Source organism: Pseudoduganella sp. R-31, assembly GCF_049913235.1.
Taxonomy (GTDB): Bacteria; Pseudomonadota; Gammaproteobacteria; order Burkholderiales; family Burkholderiaceae_D; genus Rugamonas.
In genome coordinates this window covers 3,441,562-3,458,201 of the sequence record NZ_CP183986.1, presented here as the reverse complement: position 1 = coordinate 3,458,201, position 16,640 = coordinate 3,441,562, and the positions used below count along the sequence as shown (strand labels likewise).

The 16,640-nt window shown below is 64.5% G+C and carries 11 protein-coding genes; 7 read left to right on the top strand and 4 right to left on the bottom strand.

Annotated elements, in window-relative coordinates; all coding sequences use genetic code 11:
- Positions 1 to 25: 25 nt before the first annotated feature.
- The 3 genes from glpD to ACN9MY_RS15860 are packed head-to-tail and all read right to left on the bottom strand — an operon-like array spanning position 26 to position 5,071.
- Positions 26 to 1,537, bottom strand: a complete 1,512-nt coding sequence (glpD, locus tag ACN9MY_RS15870) for a glycerol-3-phosphate dehydrogenase (RefSeq protein WP_426323652.1) — start codon at positions 1,535 to 1,537, stop codon at positions 26 to 28.
- Between the two features lie 11 nt (positions 1,538 to 1,548).
- Positions 1,549 to 2,826 carry an amidohydrolase family protein gene (locus tag ACN9MY_RS15865; protein WP_426335716.1) on the bottom strand — a complete coding sequence of 426 codons (1,278 nt, stop codon included), beginning with the start codon at positions 2,824 to 2,826 and terminating at the stop codon, positions 1,549 to 1,551.
- 13 nt (positions 2,827 to 2,839) lie between these two features.
- Positions 2,840 to 5,071, bottom strand: a complete 2,232-nt coding sequence (locus ACN9MY_RS15860; RefSeq protein ID WP_426335715.1) for an OPT family oligopeptide transporter — start codon at positions 5,069 to 5,071, stop codon at positions 2,840 to 2,842.
- Positions 5,072 to 5,250: 179 nt separating this feature from the next.
- Between ACN9MY_RS15860 and ACN9MY_RS15855 the strand changes: the two genes are divergently transcribed.
- The 7 genes from ACN9MY_RS15855 to serB all read left to right on the top strand — a co-directional run bounded on the left by ACN9MY_RS15855 (position 5,251) and on the right by serB (position 15,736).
- The gene (locus ACN9MY_RS15855; RefSeq protein ID WP_426172209.1) at positions 5,251 to 7,578 is read left to right on the top strand and encodes a penicillin-binding protein 1A; all 2,328 of its coding nucleotides are present in this window, start codon (positions 5,251 to 5,253) and stop codon (positions 7,576 to 7,578) included.
- A gap of 2 nt (positions 7,579 to 7,580) precedes the next feature.
- Positions 7,581 to 8,591, top strand: a complete 1,011-nt coding sequence (locus tag ACN9MY_RS15850; RefSeq protein WP_426335714.1) for an ABC transporter substrate-binding protein — start codon at positions 7,581 to 7,583, stop codon at positions 8,589 to 8,591.
- Positions 8,588 to 9,358: a PP2C family protein-serine/threonine phosphatase gene (locus tag ACN9MY_RS15845; protein WP_426172039.1), complete on the top strand. Its 771-nt coding sequence runs from the start codon at positions 8,588 to 8,590 to the stop codon at positions 9,356 to 9,358. Before ACN9MY_RS15850 ends, ACN9MY_RS15845 begins: the two co-directional genes overlap by 4 nt.
- Before the next feature lie 163 nt (positions 9,359 to 9,521).
- Positions 9,522 to 10,439 (top strand): esterase/lipase family protein, encoded by a 918-nt coding sequence (locus tag ACN9MY_RS15840; protein ID WP_426172037.1) that lies wholly within the window; start codon positions 9,522 to 9,524, stop codon positions 10,437 to 10,439.
- Positions 10,436 to 11,383 (top strand): lipase secretion chaperone, encoded by a 948-nt coding sequence (locus ACN9MY_RS15835; protein WP_426335713.1) that lies wholly within the window; start codon positions 10,436 to 10,438, stop codon positions 11,381 to 11,383. The genes ACN9MY_RS15840 and ACN9MY_RS15835 overlap by 4 nt, the downstream gene beginning before the upstream one ends.
- Before the next feature lie 61 nt (positions 11,384 to 11,444).
- Positions 11,445 to 14,876, top strand: coding sequence for a transcription-repair coupling factor (gene mfd / locus ACN9MY_RS15830; RefSeq protein WP_426335712.1), 3,432 nt, complete (start codon positions 11,445 to 11,447; stop codon positions 14,874 to 14,876).
- A gap of 14 nt (positions 14,877 to 14,890) precedes the next feature.
- A complete protein-coding gene (serB, locus tag ACN9MY_RS15825; protein WP_426337637.1) occupies positions 14,891 to 15,736 on the top strand; it encodes a phosphoserine phosphatase SerB in 846 nt (281 codons plus the stop codon).
- Positions 15,737 to 15,833: 97 nt separating this feature from the next.
- Here the strand turns inward: serB and ACN9MY_RS15820 are convergent, their stop codons facing one another.
- Positions 15,834 to 16,640, bottom strand: coding sequence for an APH(3')-I family aminoglycoside O-phosphotransferase (locus tag ACN9MY_RS15820; RefSeq protein ID WP_426172205.1), 807 nt, complete (start codon positions 16,638 to 16,640; stop codon positions 15,834 to 15,836).

The window sequence follows — 16,640 nt, the reverse complement described above, 5'->3', positions numbered from 1 at the left end:
GCAGCTTCGGCTGCCTTTTTTTGTTTCAGTTCGCTGCCAGCCAGGCGTCGAGCCGGGCTTCGGCTCCTGCCGGCAAATGCAGGCCGAGCTTGGAACGGCGCCACAGGATGTCGGCAGCCGTCACTGCCCATTCCTTGCGGCGCAGGTAGTTTACTTCCGCCGCGTACACGCCGGGCAGGATTTCCTCCCCCATGTCCGCCAGCGATGCACAGCCTTCGAGCAGGGTGTGCACCCGTGTGCCATATGCGCGCACATAGCGCTTCACCAGCTCCTGCGGCAGCCAGTCGTACTTCACCTGCACGGCGGCGGCCCAGGCGCAAAACTCCTGCACTGAACGATTCTGCGGCATGGCGCCAAACAGGTCGCCGCCTGGCAGGCAAGCCCTTTCGGTCCAGCCTTTTTCAGGCCGGCCAAGCGTCTTGCAAAGGATGTCCACCGCATCCTCGGCCAGCTTGCGGAACGTCGTGATCTTGCCGCCGAAGATGTTCAGCAGCGGCGCGCCTTCCTTGTCCAACTCCAGGAAATAGTCGCGCGTCACGGCCTTGGCGTCGGCTGCGGCATCTTCCAGCAATGGGCGCACGCCGGCGTAGGTCCACACCACGTCGGCCGGGCGCACCGGCTCGCGGAAGTAACCGCTGGCCAGTTCGCACAAGTAGCGGATCTCGCTTTCGTCGATCGTCACGCGCTGCGGGTCGCCCTTGTATTCAAGGTCGGTGGTGCCGATCAGCGTGAAGTCGCGTTCATACGGGATGGCAAACACAATGCGCCCATCCTTGTTCTGGAAGATATACGCCTGGTCATGCTCGAAGATGCGGCGCACCACGATATGGCTGCCTTTGACCAGCCGCAAATGGCGCGACTGCTGCTTGCCGCCTGCCGACTGGATGAAAGACTGCGCCCAGGGCCCGGCTGCATTGACCACGGCACGGGTGGTGATCCGCTTTTCAGTGCCGTCGGCCTTGCGCAGCGTCGCCACCCAGTGATCGGCATGACGCTCGACGCCGACGCAACTGGTTCGGGTCAGGATGCATGCACCTTTGGCACAGGCATCAACGGCATTGAGGACGACCAGCCGGGCATCGTCCACCCAGCCGTCGGAGTATTCGAAGCCGGCAGTGTAGGTTTCCTTCAGCGGCCGCCCCGCAGGATGGCAACGCAGGTTGATGCCGCGCGAGCCGGGCAGCAGCTCGCGCTTGGCCAGCATATCGTAGAGGAAAAGTCCGGCACGGATCAGCAGCGCGGGACGCTGCCCGGCGTCGTGCGGCATCACAAAACGCATGGGCCACATGATGTGCGGCGCGCTGCGCAACAGCACTTCGCGTTCGGCCAGCGCCTTGCGCACCAGCCGGAATTCATAGTACTCAAGGTAGCGCAGGCCACCGTGAATCAGCTTGGTGGAGGCAGACGAGGTATGCGACGCCAGGTCGTCCTTCTCGCACAGGACGACGCACAGGCCGCGGCCCGCCGCGTCGCGGGCGATGCCCGCCCCATTGATCCCGCCGCCAACTACCAGTACATCGCAATCTACGTCCGCCATGCGCTCCCCGATTACAGTTTATAAACAACGCCTTCCTTCATCACGAATCCTACCTTCTGCAGCAGGGTGATGTCCTTCAATGGATCGCCGGCCACCGCCACGATATCGGCCGCGAAACCCGGCTCCAGCGCCCCCAGGCGGCTGGACTGGCCCAGCAGCGAGGCGGCGCCGAGCGTGGCCGAACGGATTGCTTCCAGCGCCGGCATGCCCGCCTCCACCATGTAGGCGAATTCCTTTGCGTTCTCGCCGTGCGGGAACACGCCAGCGTCGGTGCCGAAGGCGATCTTCACGCCAGCCTTGTAGGCCCGGGTAAAAGTACCCTGGATCTGCGGCCCGATGGCTGCAGCCTTGGGGCGTACCAGCGGCGAATAGTAGTTCGGCTCCTTCGCCTTGTCCGCCACATAGCGGCCGGCGCTGATGGTCGGCACATACCAGCCACCGGTCTTCTTGAACAGGGCAATCGCTTCGTCGTCCATGAAAGTGCCGTGCTCGATCGAGTCCACGCCCGCCCTCAGTGCGCGCTTCATGCCATCCGCACCGTGGGCATGCGCGGCGACCTTGAAGCCGTAATCCCTGGCGGCAGCGATCAGCGCTTTCAGTTCAGCGTCGTCAAACTGCGAGTTCATGCCGCTGCTGGCCTGGCTGAGGACACCGCCGGTGGCGGTGATCTTGATAACGTCCGCACCTTCCTGGTAGCGAGCGCGCACCGCCTGGCGCGCTTCATCGGGACTGTTGATCACGCCTTCGTCCGGTCCCGGCGTGCCATGCAGGTGGCGCAATTCGCGCGACTGGCCGTTGCTTGGGTCGGCGTGGCCGCCGGTGGTGGCGATGGCTTTGGCGGCTGTGAACATGCGCGGGCCGACGATGGCGCCGGTATTGATGGCGCGCTTCATCGCAATGTTCAGGCCCTCGTTGGCGCCAAGGTCGCGTACCGTGGTGAAGCCGGCTTTCAGCGTGCGTTCGGCAAAGGCGACCGAGTCATAGGCGCGGTCGATGGCGTCCAGCGTCATCTGGCCGCGCAAGGCTTCGACCTGGGGCTGCGTCTGGCTGGTCAGGTGCACGTGCATGTCGATGAAGCCCGGCATGCAGGACATGGCTCCCAGGTCCACGTCGCCCTTGCCTTGGGTGGGCTCGATCGCCTTCACCGAGCCGTTCTCGATATGCACCGTGACCTTCTCGCGCCAGACACCGGCCTTGACGTCCAGCAGGCGGCCGCAGTCGACCGTTTGCGTGGCGGCGCTGGCCGCTCCCATCGTCAACAGCAGGCCCGCCGCACCCAGTTTCCTCATCGCCCAGTCTCCTTTAAGGTGTGGATTTTTCTCGCGCCGCCCACAGGAGCAGCGCCATGATTACAGCATAAGGCAGCAAGGACAGCAAATCGGCCGCCGGTCCGCTGAAGAAAGGATTGCTGTTTTCGGCCCACGCGGTCACCGCGGCATCGAAATTGGTCATCACGCCTGCCGTGATGGCGATCACAATGCCGGCCAGGGCGCCGCCGGCGATGTAGCCAGAGGCCAGCAGCACGCCTTCGCTGCGGTCGCCAGCCGCCTGCAGCTCTTCCTCGTTCATGCCTGCATATTGCGGCAGCCTGTTGTTGCGGCGGTCGGCCAGCCAGCGCAGCACGCCGCCCACCGCAATCGGCAGCGTGGCCGACAGCGGCAGGTACACGCCCACGGCAAACGACAGCGACTGCACGCCCGACATCTCCAGCACCAACGCAATCATCACGCCCAGCATCACCAGCGTCCAGGGCAGTTGCTGGTCGAGGATGCCCTTGATAATGTACGACACCAGCACCGCCTTCGGCGCATCGTATTTGCGCACCTCGGTGCCGTCCGGGCGCTTGTGGTGCGTGCCGTTGATGCCCGGATCGACGAACCAGACCGCCTTGCCGTCCGGCGCGACCAGGTATTTGCCCTCCGGCCCGCCTTGCGCATCCGGCTTCTGCCACACCTTGTAGGTAGTGCTGTCGCCGGCCGCCTGCGGCCCCTCCAGGCGCGCGCTCGCCGTGAGCCGCGAGGCATCGGTCGCCAGTCCCGGCGCAACCTGGGCCGCCGGCACATAGACCGTGCTGGAATTATTCAGTTGCAGCAGGATGGGACCGAGCAGCAGGGCCGATGCCAGCGAGCCGACCAGCATGGCGTACTGCTGCAGGCGCGGCGTGGAACCGACCAGGAAGCCGGTCTTCAGGTCTTGCGACACCGTGCCGGCGTTGGCCGAGGCGATGCAGACGATCGCCCCCACCGACAGCGCCGTGACGTAATACTGGCCGCCGGTCCAGCCGACCATCAGGAAAATCAGGCAGGTAAACAGCAGCGTCGCCACCGCCATGCCGGAGGTCGGGTTGGAAGAAGAACCGATCTCGCCGGTCAGGCGCGAGGAAACCGTGGAGAACAGGAAGCCGAACACCAGGATCAGCAAGGCGCCCAGCAAATTCATATGCAGCGGCGCGGACGCCGTAATCACCGCGATCAGGCCCAGGCAACCCAGCACCACCCACTTCATCGGGATATCCTGCTCGGTGCGGCGTGTAGCGTCGGCTTTGCTGCCCTTGCCCACGCCGGACAGGCCGGCCGCCAGGCTGCGCCAGATCATCGGCATTGCACGCAGCAGCGCGATCAGGCCGCCCGCCGCCACAGCACCGGCGCCGATGTACAGGATATAGGCGCCGCGCACATCGTCCGGCCCCATGTCGGAAATGAGCATGGTGGCCGGCGCCAGGATGGTGGTGAGCGGGTCGCCGAAGAACCTGATCATCGGGATCAGCAGCAGGTAGGACAGCACGCCGCCCGCCGTCATGGTCAGCGCAATGCGGGGGCCGATGATGTAGCCCACGCCCAGCAGCTCCGGCGACACTTCGGCGCCGATCGAACCGCCCTTCAGCGGCGCGCCCAGCACGACTTCCGGCGTGTCCTTCCAGCCTTTGAAGGAAACGTTGAGCGCCTTGTACAGCAGCCCGATGCCAAAGCCGCCGAAGATCAGCCGTGCGCGGCGGCGTGCATCGCGCGCCGCGTCGGACTCGCCCTGCACCGGTTCGCCGGCCGCCTGGCGCGAGGAATCGCTGGCCGCGGCCTTCAGCACCTCGGCGCAAGCGGTCCCCTCGGGGAACTTCAGCTCGTGGTGCTGGTCCACGATCATGGTGCGGCGCATCGGAATCATCATGAGGATGCCCAGCAGGCCGCCCAGCACGCCCACCAGCATAACGCGCCAGATTTCCAGTTCAAAGCCCAGGATCAGGATGGCCGGCATGGTCACGCCGAGGCCGAACGCAATCGATTCGCCGGCAGAACCGGCGGTCTGCGCGATGCTGTTTTCCAGGATGCTGGCATCCTTGCCGCCCAGTTTTTTGGCCAGGCCGAAGAAAGTGATTGCGATGACTGCGACGGGAATCGAAGCGCTGACCGTCAGGCCCACCTTGAGGACCAGGTACAACGAAGAAGCGCCAAACACCATGCCCAGCAAGGTTCCGAGGAACAAGGCGCGGAACGTCATTTCCGGCAGCCGCGCCTCGTCGGGGATATAGGGACGGAACACGTGAATCCTTTTAGACTAAAACACCTAGGACTATGGCATAAATAGCAATGAAGTAGCAACTATCGAGTAGTCTATAATGCCCCGACTTAGCAATCGAGAGAGCTGATTTGATCAATCGTCCTTCCTGGCTGAACCGCCGTAACGTCATCCGCGCCAGCATCGGCGCAGGCCTCGCCGCCATGGCCGGCGGCATCGCCCTGGCCTGCTATGCCGCCTTCGTGATCCGCCCCAACCTGCCAACACTGGAAGCGGTCACCGATTACCGTCCCAAGATCCCGCTGCGCATCTACACGGCAGACAAGGTGCTGATCGGCGAATTCGGCGAGGAACACCGCGACTTCACGCCGATTGACCAGGTGCCGGAGCTGATGAAGAAGGCCGTGCTGGCAATTGAAGACTCGCGCTTCTATGAACACGGCGGCATTGACTGGAAGCGCGTGCTGGGCGCCGCCCGCGCCAACCTGCGCGGCAGCTTCCGCCAGGGCGGCTCGACGATCACCATGCAGGTGGCGCGCGACTTCTATCTCAGCAAGGACAAATTCATCTCCCGCAAGCTGGCCGAGGCCATGCTCGCCTACCGCATCGAGGATGCGCTGGACAAGGACAAGATCCTCGAGCTGTACATGAACAATATCTACCTGGGCCAGCGCTCCTATGGCTTCGCCAGCGCCGCCCAGGCTTACTTCGGCAAATCGCTGAAGGAATTGTCGATCGCCGAAACGGCGATGCTGGCAGGCCTGCCGCAAAACCCTTCGCGCAACAACCCTGCCGTCAATCCGAAGAAAGCGCGCTCGCGCCAGCAGGTGGTGCTGCGCCGCATGTTCGAACTCGAATACATTACCGAAGCCCAGTACGAAAAGGCGAAGAAGGAACAGCTGCACGTCAACCACCGCGGCCAGGAGTTCGACGTCCACGCCGAATACGTGGCCGAACTGGCGCGCCAGGCTGTCTTCGCGCAGTTCAAGGAAGAGACCTACACCAAGGGCATCAACGTCTACACCACCATCCAGTCGCGCGACCAGGAAGCGGCCTACGACTCCGTGCGCCGCAACGTGCTGGCCTACGACCAGCGCCACGGCTACCGCGGCCCGGAAACCTATATTGAATTGCCCGCCGACGAAGAAGAACGCGGCGACGCCATCGACGAGGTGCTGGGCAAGCGCGTGGTCAGCGACGGCCTGATACCAGCCGTGGTGCTGGAAGCCAGCCCTACCCTGGTCAAGGCCGAAACATCGGACGGCGACGTGCTTTCGATCAGCGGCGAGGGCCTGAAACTGGCAGCGTCCGCACTGTCCAGCAAGGCCAAGCCTGCTTCCGCGATCCGTCCCGGCGCGGTGATCCGCGTCATGCAGACCGAAAAGAAAGGCTGGGCCATCACCCAGGTGCCGCAGGTCGCGGCTGCTTTCGTGGCGCTGGACGCCAATACCGGAGCCTACCAGGCCATGGTGGGCGGCTTCGACTACGGCCTGCAAAAGTTCAACCACGTGACGCAGGCCTGGCGCCAGCCTGGTTCCTCGATCAAGCCATTCATCTACTCCGCTGCAGTGTCCAAGGGCTTCGGCCCCGGCACGGTAATCGCCGACGAACCGCTGGAGCTGCCGGGCAGCTCGATCGGACAGCCGTGGAAGCCGCAAAACGACGACGGCAAGTTCGACGGCCAGGTCACCATGCGCCGCTCGCTGGCAGCATCGAAGAACGTACCTTCGGTGCGCATCCTGCGCGCCTCTGGCCTGGACGATACGCACGCCTACCTGGCCCGCTTCGGCTTCGACCTGTCGCGCCATCCGAAGAACTTCACCATGGCGCTCGGCACCGGCGCCGTCACGCCGCTGCAACTGGCCGGCGCCTATGCAGTCTTCGCCAACGGCGGCTACAAGGCCACGCCCTACCTGATCTCCCGCGTGACCGACGCCAAGGGCGTGCTCGTCATGGATATCGAGCCGCCCGCGCCGGCCACTGCCGGCGAGCGCGTGCTTGACGAGCGCAACGTCTTCATCATGGACAGCATGATGCGCGACGTCGCCCGCAGCGGCACCGGCGCTGCCGCCGGCCGCCTGGGCCGCCCCGACCTGGCCGGCAAGACCGGCACCACCAGCGACTCCTTCGACGGCTGGTTCGCCGGCTATGGCGGTGGCGTGGTGGCAGTGGCCTGGATGGGATATGACGATCCGAAGTCGCTGGGCGGCCGCGAGTTCGGCGCAACCCTGTCGCTGCCGATCTGGATGGACTATATGCGCTCGGCGCTGCCGAAGCATCCAGCGATCGACCGTCCTGTACCCGAAGGCGTGGTGCAGTTGAACGGCGACTGGCTGCTGGAAGAATATGCCAGCGACCCGACCGTGCTGGCGATCGACATGGGCGACGTTCCGGCGGAAGGCGAGCAACCAGCGCCAGCCGACGGCGCCCCGCAGCAACCGGCCGTGCCGGCTGCACCAACGCAGCCAGCGCCACCGAACCAGCCCGCGCTGCAGCAGGTCCCGCAACAGCAAGCCCCGGCAGGTACCTGAACATGCCGGGCCAAAGGGCTCCATCGTTCCGGCGCCGGCGCCTGCTCGGCGCCGCGGCAGCGCTGGCGCCGCTGGCGGCCTTCGCCCCCGCAGCCTGCGCGCACAGCGCGAGCCCGCATGTCCCGCGCATCTACATGATCCTGTTCCGCGGCGAGACCGACGTTGAAGCCGGCTTTCTCCAATGGTTCAAGGACAAGCGCCTGCAGCCTGAATTCGTGGTGCGCAGCGTTGACATGGACGCCTCTCGCGTGCCGGCCCTGCTCGAAGAAGCCCGCGCCTGGCATGCGGACCTGATCTACACCTGGGGCACGCCGGTAAGCCTGGCGGTGGCAGCCCGGGAATTTGAGATTCCCATCGTGTTCACCATGGTCTCCGCACCGATCGCGGCCGGGCTGGCGCGAAACCTCGCCTCGTCCGGGCGCAACCTGACCGGCGTCAGCCACGTGGTGCCGGCCCGTCAGCAAATGGCCGCCATCCGCAGCTACCGCCGTTTCGACCGCATCGCAGCAATCTTCAATCCCAACGAAGTGAACGCACGGGTCGCCATGCGCGAAATGCGCGCCGAAGCAGAGCGGGTGGGCACCGAATTCACGCCCCATCCGCTTCCGCTGGACGCGCAAGGGCAGCCGCGCGCCGACGCGATTCCGGGCCTGCTGGCGGACCTGGCCGAACACAGGGTGCAGTTGCTTTATATTGGCCCCGACAGTTTCATCGCTTCGCAGCGCATCCTGGTCACGGAAGCCGCTCTGGCGCTTGGCCTGCCGGTATTTTCCGCCGCTGAAGTGGCGCTGCGCGACGGCAGCGCCCTGTTTGGCCTGGTCGCCGGATATGCGAACGTGGGACGCCTGACTGCCCATAAAGCCGCCCAGATCCTGTACCATCGCGTCAAGGCTGCCGCGCTTCCGATCGAAACGCCGGGCAGCTACTCTTACCTCGTCAACATGGACGTGGCACGCCAGCTCGGCATGATGCCGCCGGCCCGCGTGCTGCAGTTTGCGGAGCAAATCAAATGATCCCGCTGTCGCCGCCGGTATTGCAGCAGATGACCATGGGCCTGGCCTATGGCTTGACAGACGTCGGCACGGTACGCCCCAGCAACCAGGACAACCTGCTCCTGCTGCCGGACTTGCACCTTGTTGCCGTCGCCGACGGCATGGGCGGCCATGTCGGCGGCGACATCGCGAGCACCGAAGCCTTGCTGCTGGTGTGGAAGCACCTGCGCGCCCAGCATGTACCGGGCAGCGATGCCGAGGCTCTGCGCCAGCTGCATGAGGCAGTCCTGTTTGCCAACACCACCCTGTTCCGCAACAATGCGGCCGCCGGCCTGGCAGATGGCTATGGCATGGGGACGACGCTGACCGGCATGTGGCAGCCGCACGCGGACGGTCCGGCCTTCATTTTCCACGTCGGCGACAGCCGCATCTACCGCTACCGCAACGGGCAACTGGTCCAGCTTACGCACGACCAGACCCTGTACCAGCAGGCGCTGGAAGCCGGCATGAAGGGCATCCTGCCGCCGCGCAACCTGCTGCTGCAGGCGATCGGGCCGGGCGAAGAGGTGCGGCCGGACGTGTTCTCGCATCAGCCGGCGCCGGGCGACCTTTACCTGTTGTGCAGTGATGGCTTGTATGGCGCCTCGGAGCAGGAGGCCCTGTCCGCGCTGCTGTCCCAGGCCGGACCAGATAACCTGCCTGAAACCTGTGCGGCCCTGGTCGAAAAAGCCAAGCAGGATGGCAGCCGCGATAACATCACGGCCATCCTGCTGCTTTATCCGGCCTGAAATATTCCCCTTCGCCAACGAAATACCGCTTCCGCGCGCCTTCTACGCAACAAAGTGCTTTGGCACTGAAGGAACCCACCGTGCTAATTCAGCGATGTTGTCGCGCGCCGCGCCGCCGATGCTAGATTGGGCTCTCCAACAAACCATCAGCACAGGAGGCTTTATGAAGAAGTTCGTCCGGCAGCTGCTTTCGGTACTGTTCATCGCGTTCACCGCAATCGTCGCAATTCCCGCTTCCGCAACCGGCTACACGCAAACCCGCTACCCCATCGTCCTGGTCCACGGCCTGTTCGGCTTCGACAGCCTGGGCCCGCTCGAATACTTTTACGGCGTTCCCGGCGCGCTGCGCAGCGGAGGGGCGCGGGTCTATGTGACGTCGGTTTCGGCAGCCAACAGCACGGAAGTGCGCGGTGAACAGCTCCTGTTCCAGGTGCGCCAGATCCTGGCGGCTACCGGTGCGGAAAAGGTCAACCTGATTGGCCATAGCCACGGCGGTCCGACCTCGCGCTATGTGGCCTCGGTGCGGCCGGACCTGGTGGCCTCGGTGACCAGCATCGGCGGCGTGAACAAGGGCTCGAAGGTGGCGGACGTGCTGGTGGGCGCGGCCCCGGACCTGGTCTACAGTGTCGGCAACGCGCTGGGCGGCTTCCTCGGCCTGATTTCCGGCAGCCCGTCGCTGCCCCAGGACGCCTACGCGGCGGCCCAGTCGCTCAGCACTGCCGGCACCGCGACTTTCAATGCCCGCCATCCCGCCGGCCTGCCGACGACAAGCTGCGGCGAAGGCGCGCACCAGGCCAACGGCGTCTATTACTTCTCCTGGAGCGGTGCCACTCCTTATACCAACGTCTTCGATCCCGCCGATCCCTTCCTCGCAGTCACTTCGATCGCCTTTGGCGGCGCCAAAAACGATGGCCTGGTCGCGAGCTGCTCGTCCCACCTCGGCCGCGTGATCCGCGACGACTACTGGATGAACCACCTCGACGAAGTCAACCAGATGGTCGGCATCACCCACCTGTTCGAGACCAGCCCGGTGACGCTGTTCCGCCAGCACGCCAACCGCCTGCAAGGAATGGGCCTGTGAGCGCCCGCGGCCGGGCGGGCTTGATGGCATTCGCGCTGGCCGCAGCCGGCGCGTTCGCATTCTTGGCGACTGGCGGCAGCACGCCGCCAGCGCGATCGCCCGTGGCCGCCGCGCCGCCAATGCCGCAGGGGACCGGTCCGGCGCCGGTCCCCTTCGTTCCCTCCATGGCCGGCACCGAGCCGGACGGCCGGCCGGGCGCCGCCGGCGACGCGCTGAAGGTCGACGCCGAATTGCGCCACCTGTTCGACTACTACCTGTCCGCGCTGGGCGAAGCGGAGCTCCCGGCCATCCGCGCCGGCATCGAGCAAGAGCTGGCGCGGCGCCTGAAGCCCGCTGCGGCGACCGAAGCCAGGCGCCTGCTTGGCCAATACCTGGCCTACAAACGCGCCCTGGCCGAGGCAGGCCAGGACGTGAGCGCGCCCGCTGCCGGCACCGCATTCGCCGCCGCCGCCCGCCAGCGCCTGCTCGCCATGCAGGAATTGCGCAAGCGCTATTTCAGCCCGGCCGAAGCCGCCGGCCTGTTCGGCGATACCGATGCCCGCGACCAGGATGCCATCGCCCGCCTGGAACTGGTGGACGACAAGTCGCTGACGCCCGGCCAGCGCCGGCAAAAGCTGGCAGAGCTGGACCGCAAGCTGCCGCCCGCCCTGCAGGAAGAGCGGGCCGCCCCGCAGCGCGTGCTGAACCTGGAACAGCAGGTCGAAGCCGCCCGCAATGGCGGCGCCAGCGAAGACGACATCTTCCGCCTGCGCGCAGCAGCATTCGACCCGCAAGCCGCCAACCGGCTGGCCCAACTCGACCGCGAACAAGCCGCCTGGCTGCGCCGGATCGCCGCCTACCGTGCTGCCAGCGCCGGCCTGGGCGAAAACCAGGCTGCGATCCAGCAGCTGCGTGATAATCTTTTTACATCATCGGAACAAAAACGGCTGGGCGCCTACGAATAGGTGCTTGCACTATAATGTGGGGCCAGCATATTAGTGTCTCCTCAGTTAGCGCCACGTTTGCATGCCCTTCGACTTCAAAAAAGCACTTCCCAAGCCCGGCAACCGCTTCGCGTTGCCTAATTTGTTCGGCTCCGGTGACGCCTACGCGCTGGCGCAAACGGCACTCGAATTGAAAGCTCGCGGCCAGATGCTGGCCGTGGTCGTGGCCCAGGCCAGCGACGGCCAGCGCCTGCTGGCCGAAATCCCCTGGTTCGCCAATGGCGGCCTGCGCTGCCACCTGCTGCCCGACTGGGAAACCCTGCCTTACGACGCCTTCTCGCCGCACCAGGACCTGGTATCCGAGCGCCTGGCAACCCTGCATGAGATCCAGACCGGCCAGTGCGACGTGGCCATCATTCCTGCCACCACCGCCCTGGTGCGCATGGCGCCGCCCTCTTTCCTGGCCGCCTACACCTTCTTCTTCAAGCAGGGCGAGTCGCTGGACGAGGCAAAACTGAAGTCGCAACTGACCCTGGCCGGCTACACCCACGTCAGCCAGGTGATGTCACCCGGCGAATATTCCGTGCGCGGCGGCCTGATCGACCTGTTCCCGATGGGTTCCGCCCTGCCGTACCGCCTGGACCTGTTCGGCGACACCATCGAAACCATCCGCACTTTCGACGCCGACACCCAGCGCTCGCTGTATCCGGTCAAGGAAGTGCGCCTGCTGCCAGGCCGCGAATTCCCGATGGACGAAGCATCGCGCACCGCTTTCCGCAGCCGCTGGCGCGAGACTTTTGAAGGCGACCCGTCGCGCGCCGTGGTCTACAAGGACATCAGCAGCGGCATCGCCTCCGCCGGTATCGAATACTACCTGCCGCTGTTCTTCGACGAAACCGCGACCTTCTTCGACTACCTGCCGGCAGAAGCCAGCGTGGCAATGGTCGGCGATATCGACGCCGCCATCAAGCGCTTCTGGGCCGACACCGAATCGCGCTACAAATTCCTGAAGGCCGACCGCGAGCGCCCTATCCTGCCGCCGCAGGACATCTTCCTCGGCGACGAACAGTTCTTCATCCTGGCCAAGCCGCATCCGCGCATCGCCATCTCGCGCGACATGTCGCTGCCGTCGTCGGAACTGTCGGCGCCGATCCCGAACATCGCCGTCAACCGCCACCTGGACGACCCGCTGACCAACCTGCGCGCCTACCTGATGCAGTCCGGCCGGCGCGTGATGATCTGCGCCGAAACCAACGGCCGCCGCGAAACGCTGCAGCAGTACTTCGCCGAATTCGACCTGTCGCCGGCCCTGATCGAAGGCTTCGACGGTTTCCTGGCCAGCGACGCCAAGCTGGTGCTGGGCGTCGCGCCCCTACATGCCGGCTTTGAGCTCGATGACGGCCTGGCCTTCATCACCGAAACCGAGCTGTATGCCGGCAGCGGCCGCCGCGCCGGCCGCAAGAAACAGGAAGCGGTCACGCAAGTCGAATCGATGGTGCGCGACCTGTCCGAACTCAAGATCGGCGACCCGGTGGTGCACATCAACCACGGCATTGGCCGTTATATGGGCCTGGTCAGCATGGACCTGGGCGAAGGCGAAACCGAATTCCTGCATCTGGAATACGCCAAGGAGAGCAAGCTGTACGTGCCGGTATCGCAGCTGCACGTGATTTCGCGCTACTCCGGCGCCTCGCCGGACGACGCACCGCTGCACACCCTCGGTTCCGGCCAGTGGGACAAAGCCAAGCGCAAAGCCGCCGAACAGGTACGCGACACTGCCGCCGAATTGCTCAACCTGTACGCCCGCCGCGCCGCGCGCCAGGGCCACTCGTTCGACTACTCCTCGCACGACTACGAACGTTTCGCCGACAGCTTCGGCTTCGACGAAACGCCGGACCAGGCAGCCGCCATCGGCAACGTGATCAAGGATATGACCTCCGGCAAGCCGATGGACCGCCTGGTATGCGGCGATGTGGGCTTTGGCAAGACCGAGGTGGCGCTGCGCGCAGCCTTCATCGCCGTCATGGGCGGCAAGCAGGTTGCCCTGCTGGCGCCAACCACGCTGCTGGCCGAGCAGCACGCCCAGACCTTCGCCGACCGCTTTGCCGACTGGCCCGTGCGCATCGCCGAAATGTCGCGCTTCCGCACCGGCAAGGAAATCGCCAACGCCATCAAGGGCATGCAGGACGGCACGCTGGACATCGTGATCGGCACCCACAAGCTGCTGTCGGACGACGTCAAGTTCGACCGCCTCGGCCTGGTCATCATCGACGAAGAACACCGCTTTGGCGTGCGCCAGAAGGAAGCGCTGAAATCCCTGCGCGCCGAAGTCGACGTGCTGACCCTGACCGCAACGCCGATCCCGCGCACGCTCGGTATGGCGCTGGAAGGCTTGCGCGACTTCTCCGTGATCGCCACCGCGCCGCAAAAGCGCCTGGCCATCAAGACTTTTGTGCGCAGCGAGAACGACTCCATCATCCGCGAAGCCGTGCTGCGAGAATTGAAGCGCGGCGGCCAGGTCTACTTCCTGCACAACGAAGTCGAAACCATCCAAAACCGCCTGGCCAAGCTGACGGAAATGCTGCCCGAAGCGCGCATCGCCGTCGCCCACGGCCAGATGCACGAACGCGACCTGGAAAAAGTGATGCGCGACTTCGTGGCGCAGCGCTACAACATCCTGCTGTGCACCACGATTATCGAAACCGGTATCGACGTGCCGACCGCGAACACCATCATCATGCACCGCGCCGACAAGTTCGGCCTGGCGCAGTTGCACCAGCTGCGCGGCCGTGTCGGCCGTTCGCACCACCAGGCATACGCCTACCTGCTGGTGACCGACGTGCAAGGCCTGACCAAGCAGGCGCAGCGCCGCCTCGACGCCATCCAGCAGATGGAAGAACTGGGCTCCGGCTTCTACCTCGCGATGCACGACCTGGAAATCCGCGGCGCCGGCGAAGTGCTGGGCGAAAACCAGTCCGGCGAAATGCTGGAAGTAGGCTTCCAGCTCTACACCGACATGCTGAACGAAGCTGTGCGCGCACTGAAGGCCGGCAAAGAGCCCGACCTGGCCGCGCCGCTTGCCACCACCACCGAAATCAACCTGCACACGCCAGCCCTGCTACCAGCGGACTTCTGCGGCGACGTGCACGAACGCCTGTCGATCTACAAACGCCTGGCCAATTGCGAAACCCAGAACGCAATCGACGACCTGCAGGAGGAGCTGATCGACCGCTTCGGCAAACTGCCCGATTCCGCCAAGGCCCTGGTGGAAACCCACCGCCTGCGCATCGCCGCCAAGACCGTCGGCATCATCAAGATCGATGCCCACACCGAAGCGGTCAACCTGCAGTTCATGCCCAAGCCGCCGATCGACCCGATGCGCATCATCCACCTGATCCAGAATCAGCGCCACATCAAGCTGAACGGACAGGACAAGCTCAAGATCACAGCGAACATGCCTGACCTGGCGGCCCGCGTGAACCAGATCAAGACCGCCATCAAACAATTGACATGAACAACGACATGACCATGAACCTTGTGCTGCAGGGCGTCGGCGACTGCGCCGCCCGCCTGCAGCGCATTGCCGCCCTGACCGCGCCGAAAAACGTGGTAACCGTTTCCGACAACGCCCTGCGCTGCGAAGGAATCAGCTTCACGCCAGCGCTGCGCCAGACCATCGAGATCGCAGCCCAGGCAGCCCAGCTCGACGCCACCTACATGATGGGCGTGCGCCGCCTGGACGAATTCAAGCTGGTGGCGATGGATATGGACTCGACCCTGATCACCATCGAATGCATCGACGAAATCGCCGACATGCAGGGCCTGAAGCCGCAAGTCGCCGAAATCACCGAGGCCGCCATGCGCGGCGAACTCGATTTCTCCGAAAGCCTGCGCCGCCGCGTAGCGCTGCTGGAAGGCCTTGACGCCGCCGCCCTGGAGCGCGTCTACGACGAACGCCTGCGCCTGTCGACGGGCGCCGAGGAGATGCTGAAAGCCGTCCAAGCCGCCGGCCTGAAAACCCTGCTGGTATCGGGCGGCTTCACCTTCTTCACCGAACGCCTGAAAACCCGCCTGGGCCTGGACTTCACCCGCGCCAACGAACTGGAAATCGTCGACGGCAAGCTGACCGGCAAAGTGATCGGCGAGATCGTCGACGCTACCGTCAAGCGCGACACCGTCGAACACGTCTGCGCTGCCATCGGCATCCTCCCCGAGCAAGCCATCGTCATGGGCGACGGCGCCAACGACCTGAAGATGATGGGCATTTCCGGCCTGTCCGTCGCCTTCCGCGCCAAGCCCGTGGTCCGCGAACAAGCCAACGTCGCCCTCAACTTCGTCGGCCTGGACGGCATCCTCAACCTGCTAGCGCATTAAAAGTCGGGGTCAGGTCTGGCAATCCGCCATCCTTTTCGCATTACGGAAGAAATGTCCGATTGCCAGACCTGACCCCGGCTTTCGATCTGCGTCCGACTCAAAATAGCTCATCCAGCATCAAATGAAATTGCAGTTTTGATGGATCAGGATCGTGCACGCCATATTGCGCCAGAAATCGTCTCTGGAGCGGCGTGCCGAACTCTCCAAGACAATTCCAGGCGATGGCAAGATCCTGGTAGCGATCAGCGATGCCGGCCCGGCCGGCGTCAATGCAGCCAACGACTTTCCCGTCCTGCAGGAGAATGTTATCCAGTGAGAAGTCACCGTGGGTGACGACTGGATCAGGCGCGAGCGGCAGCAGACTTTGCATGGCACCCCAAACCTGTTCAGCAGTCCAGCCTTCGCGATCCTCATCGAAATCGTCTTCGTCCACCAGGTTTGCATCGATGCGTGCTCGCGCACGGAGCAGTCGATATTCGTGATTGCTTGTGAACGGGCAGTCACCGATCGGGATTGCGTGTAGCCGCCGCAGAAACTTCGCAATGGCGTCGACGATCGCGATGCGGTGATCCGGACACGACGCCATGACCTGGTAGGCGCTTTCTCCGGGCACCTCAGACATCAGTAGCCATGCCTCATTGGAAGTGCGAACGAAATGCACGACTTTCGGCACGGGCACATGTCCGCCCAGCCAGCGTAGTCTCGCCATTTCGTCACTTATATCGTCTGCGAGTACACCTTCGCCATACTTCAAAAACATGTCAGGAGCCCCCTCCTTACCGCAAAGGCGGTAGACCGCCCCCCCAGATTGACCAACAGTATTAGGCACCCACTCGTACCCCTCCAATTCGGCAGGGATGCTTGGAGGAAGTCGAAGCGGATGACAAGCCTCGTTGGAATTCAT

What these genes read in the sequence shown, in the direction of transcription:
- ACN9MY_RS15855 (WP_426172209.1), top strand. Translation starts at nt 5,251, where the DNA reads ATGGCCGGCGGCATCGCCCTGGCCTGCTATGCCGCCTTCGTGATCCGC.
- ACN9MY_RS15845 (WP_426172039.1), top strand. Translation starts at nt 8,588, where the DNA reads ATGATCCCGCTGTCGCCGCCGGTATTGCAGCAGATGACCATGGGCCTG.
- ACN9MY_RS15850 (WP_426335714.1), top strand. Translation starts at nt 7,581, where the DNA reads ATGCCGGGCCAAAGGGCTCCATCGTTCCGGCGCCGGCGCCTGCTCGGC.
- serB (WP_426337637.1), top strand. Translation starts at nt 14,891, where the DNA reads ATGAACCTTGTGCTGCAGGGCGTCGGCGACTGCGCCGCCCGCCTGCAG.
- glpD (WP_426323652.1), bottom strand. Translation starts at nt 1,537, where the DNA reads ATGGCGGACGTAGATTGCGATGTACTGGTAGTTGGCGGCGGGATCAAT.
- ACN9MY_RS15865 (WP_426335716.1), bottom strand. Translation starts at nt 2,826, where the DNA reads ATGAGGAAACTGGGTGCGGCGGGCCTGCTGTTGACGATGGGAGCGGCC.
- ACN9MY_RS15820 (WP_426172205.1), bottom strand. Translation starts at nt 16,640, where the DNA reads ATGAATTCCAACGAGGCTTGTCATCCGCTTCGACTTCCTCCAAGCATC.
- mfd (WP_426335712.1), top strand. Translation starts at nt 11,445, where the DNA reads ATGCCCTTCGACTTCAAAAAAGCACTTCCCAAGCCCGGCAACCGCTTC.
- ACN9MY_RS15840 (WP_426172037.1), top strand. Translation starts at nt 9,522, where the DNA reads ATGAAGAAGTTCGTCCGGCAGCTGCTTTCGGTACTGTTCATCGCGTTC.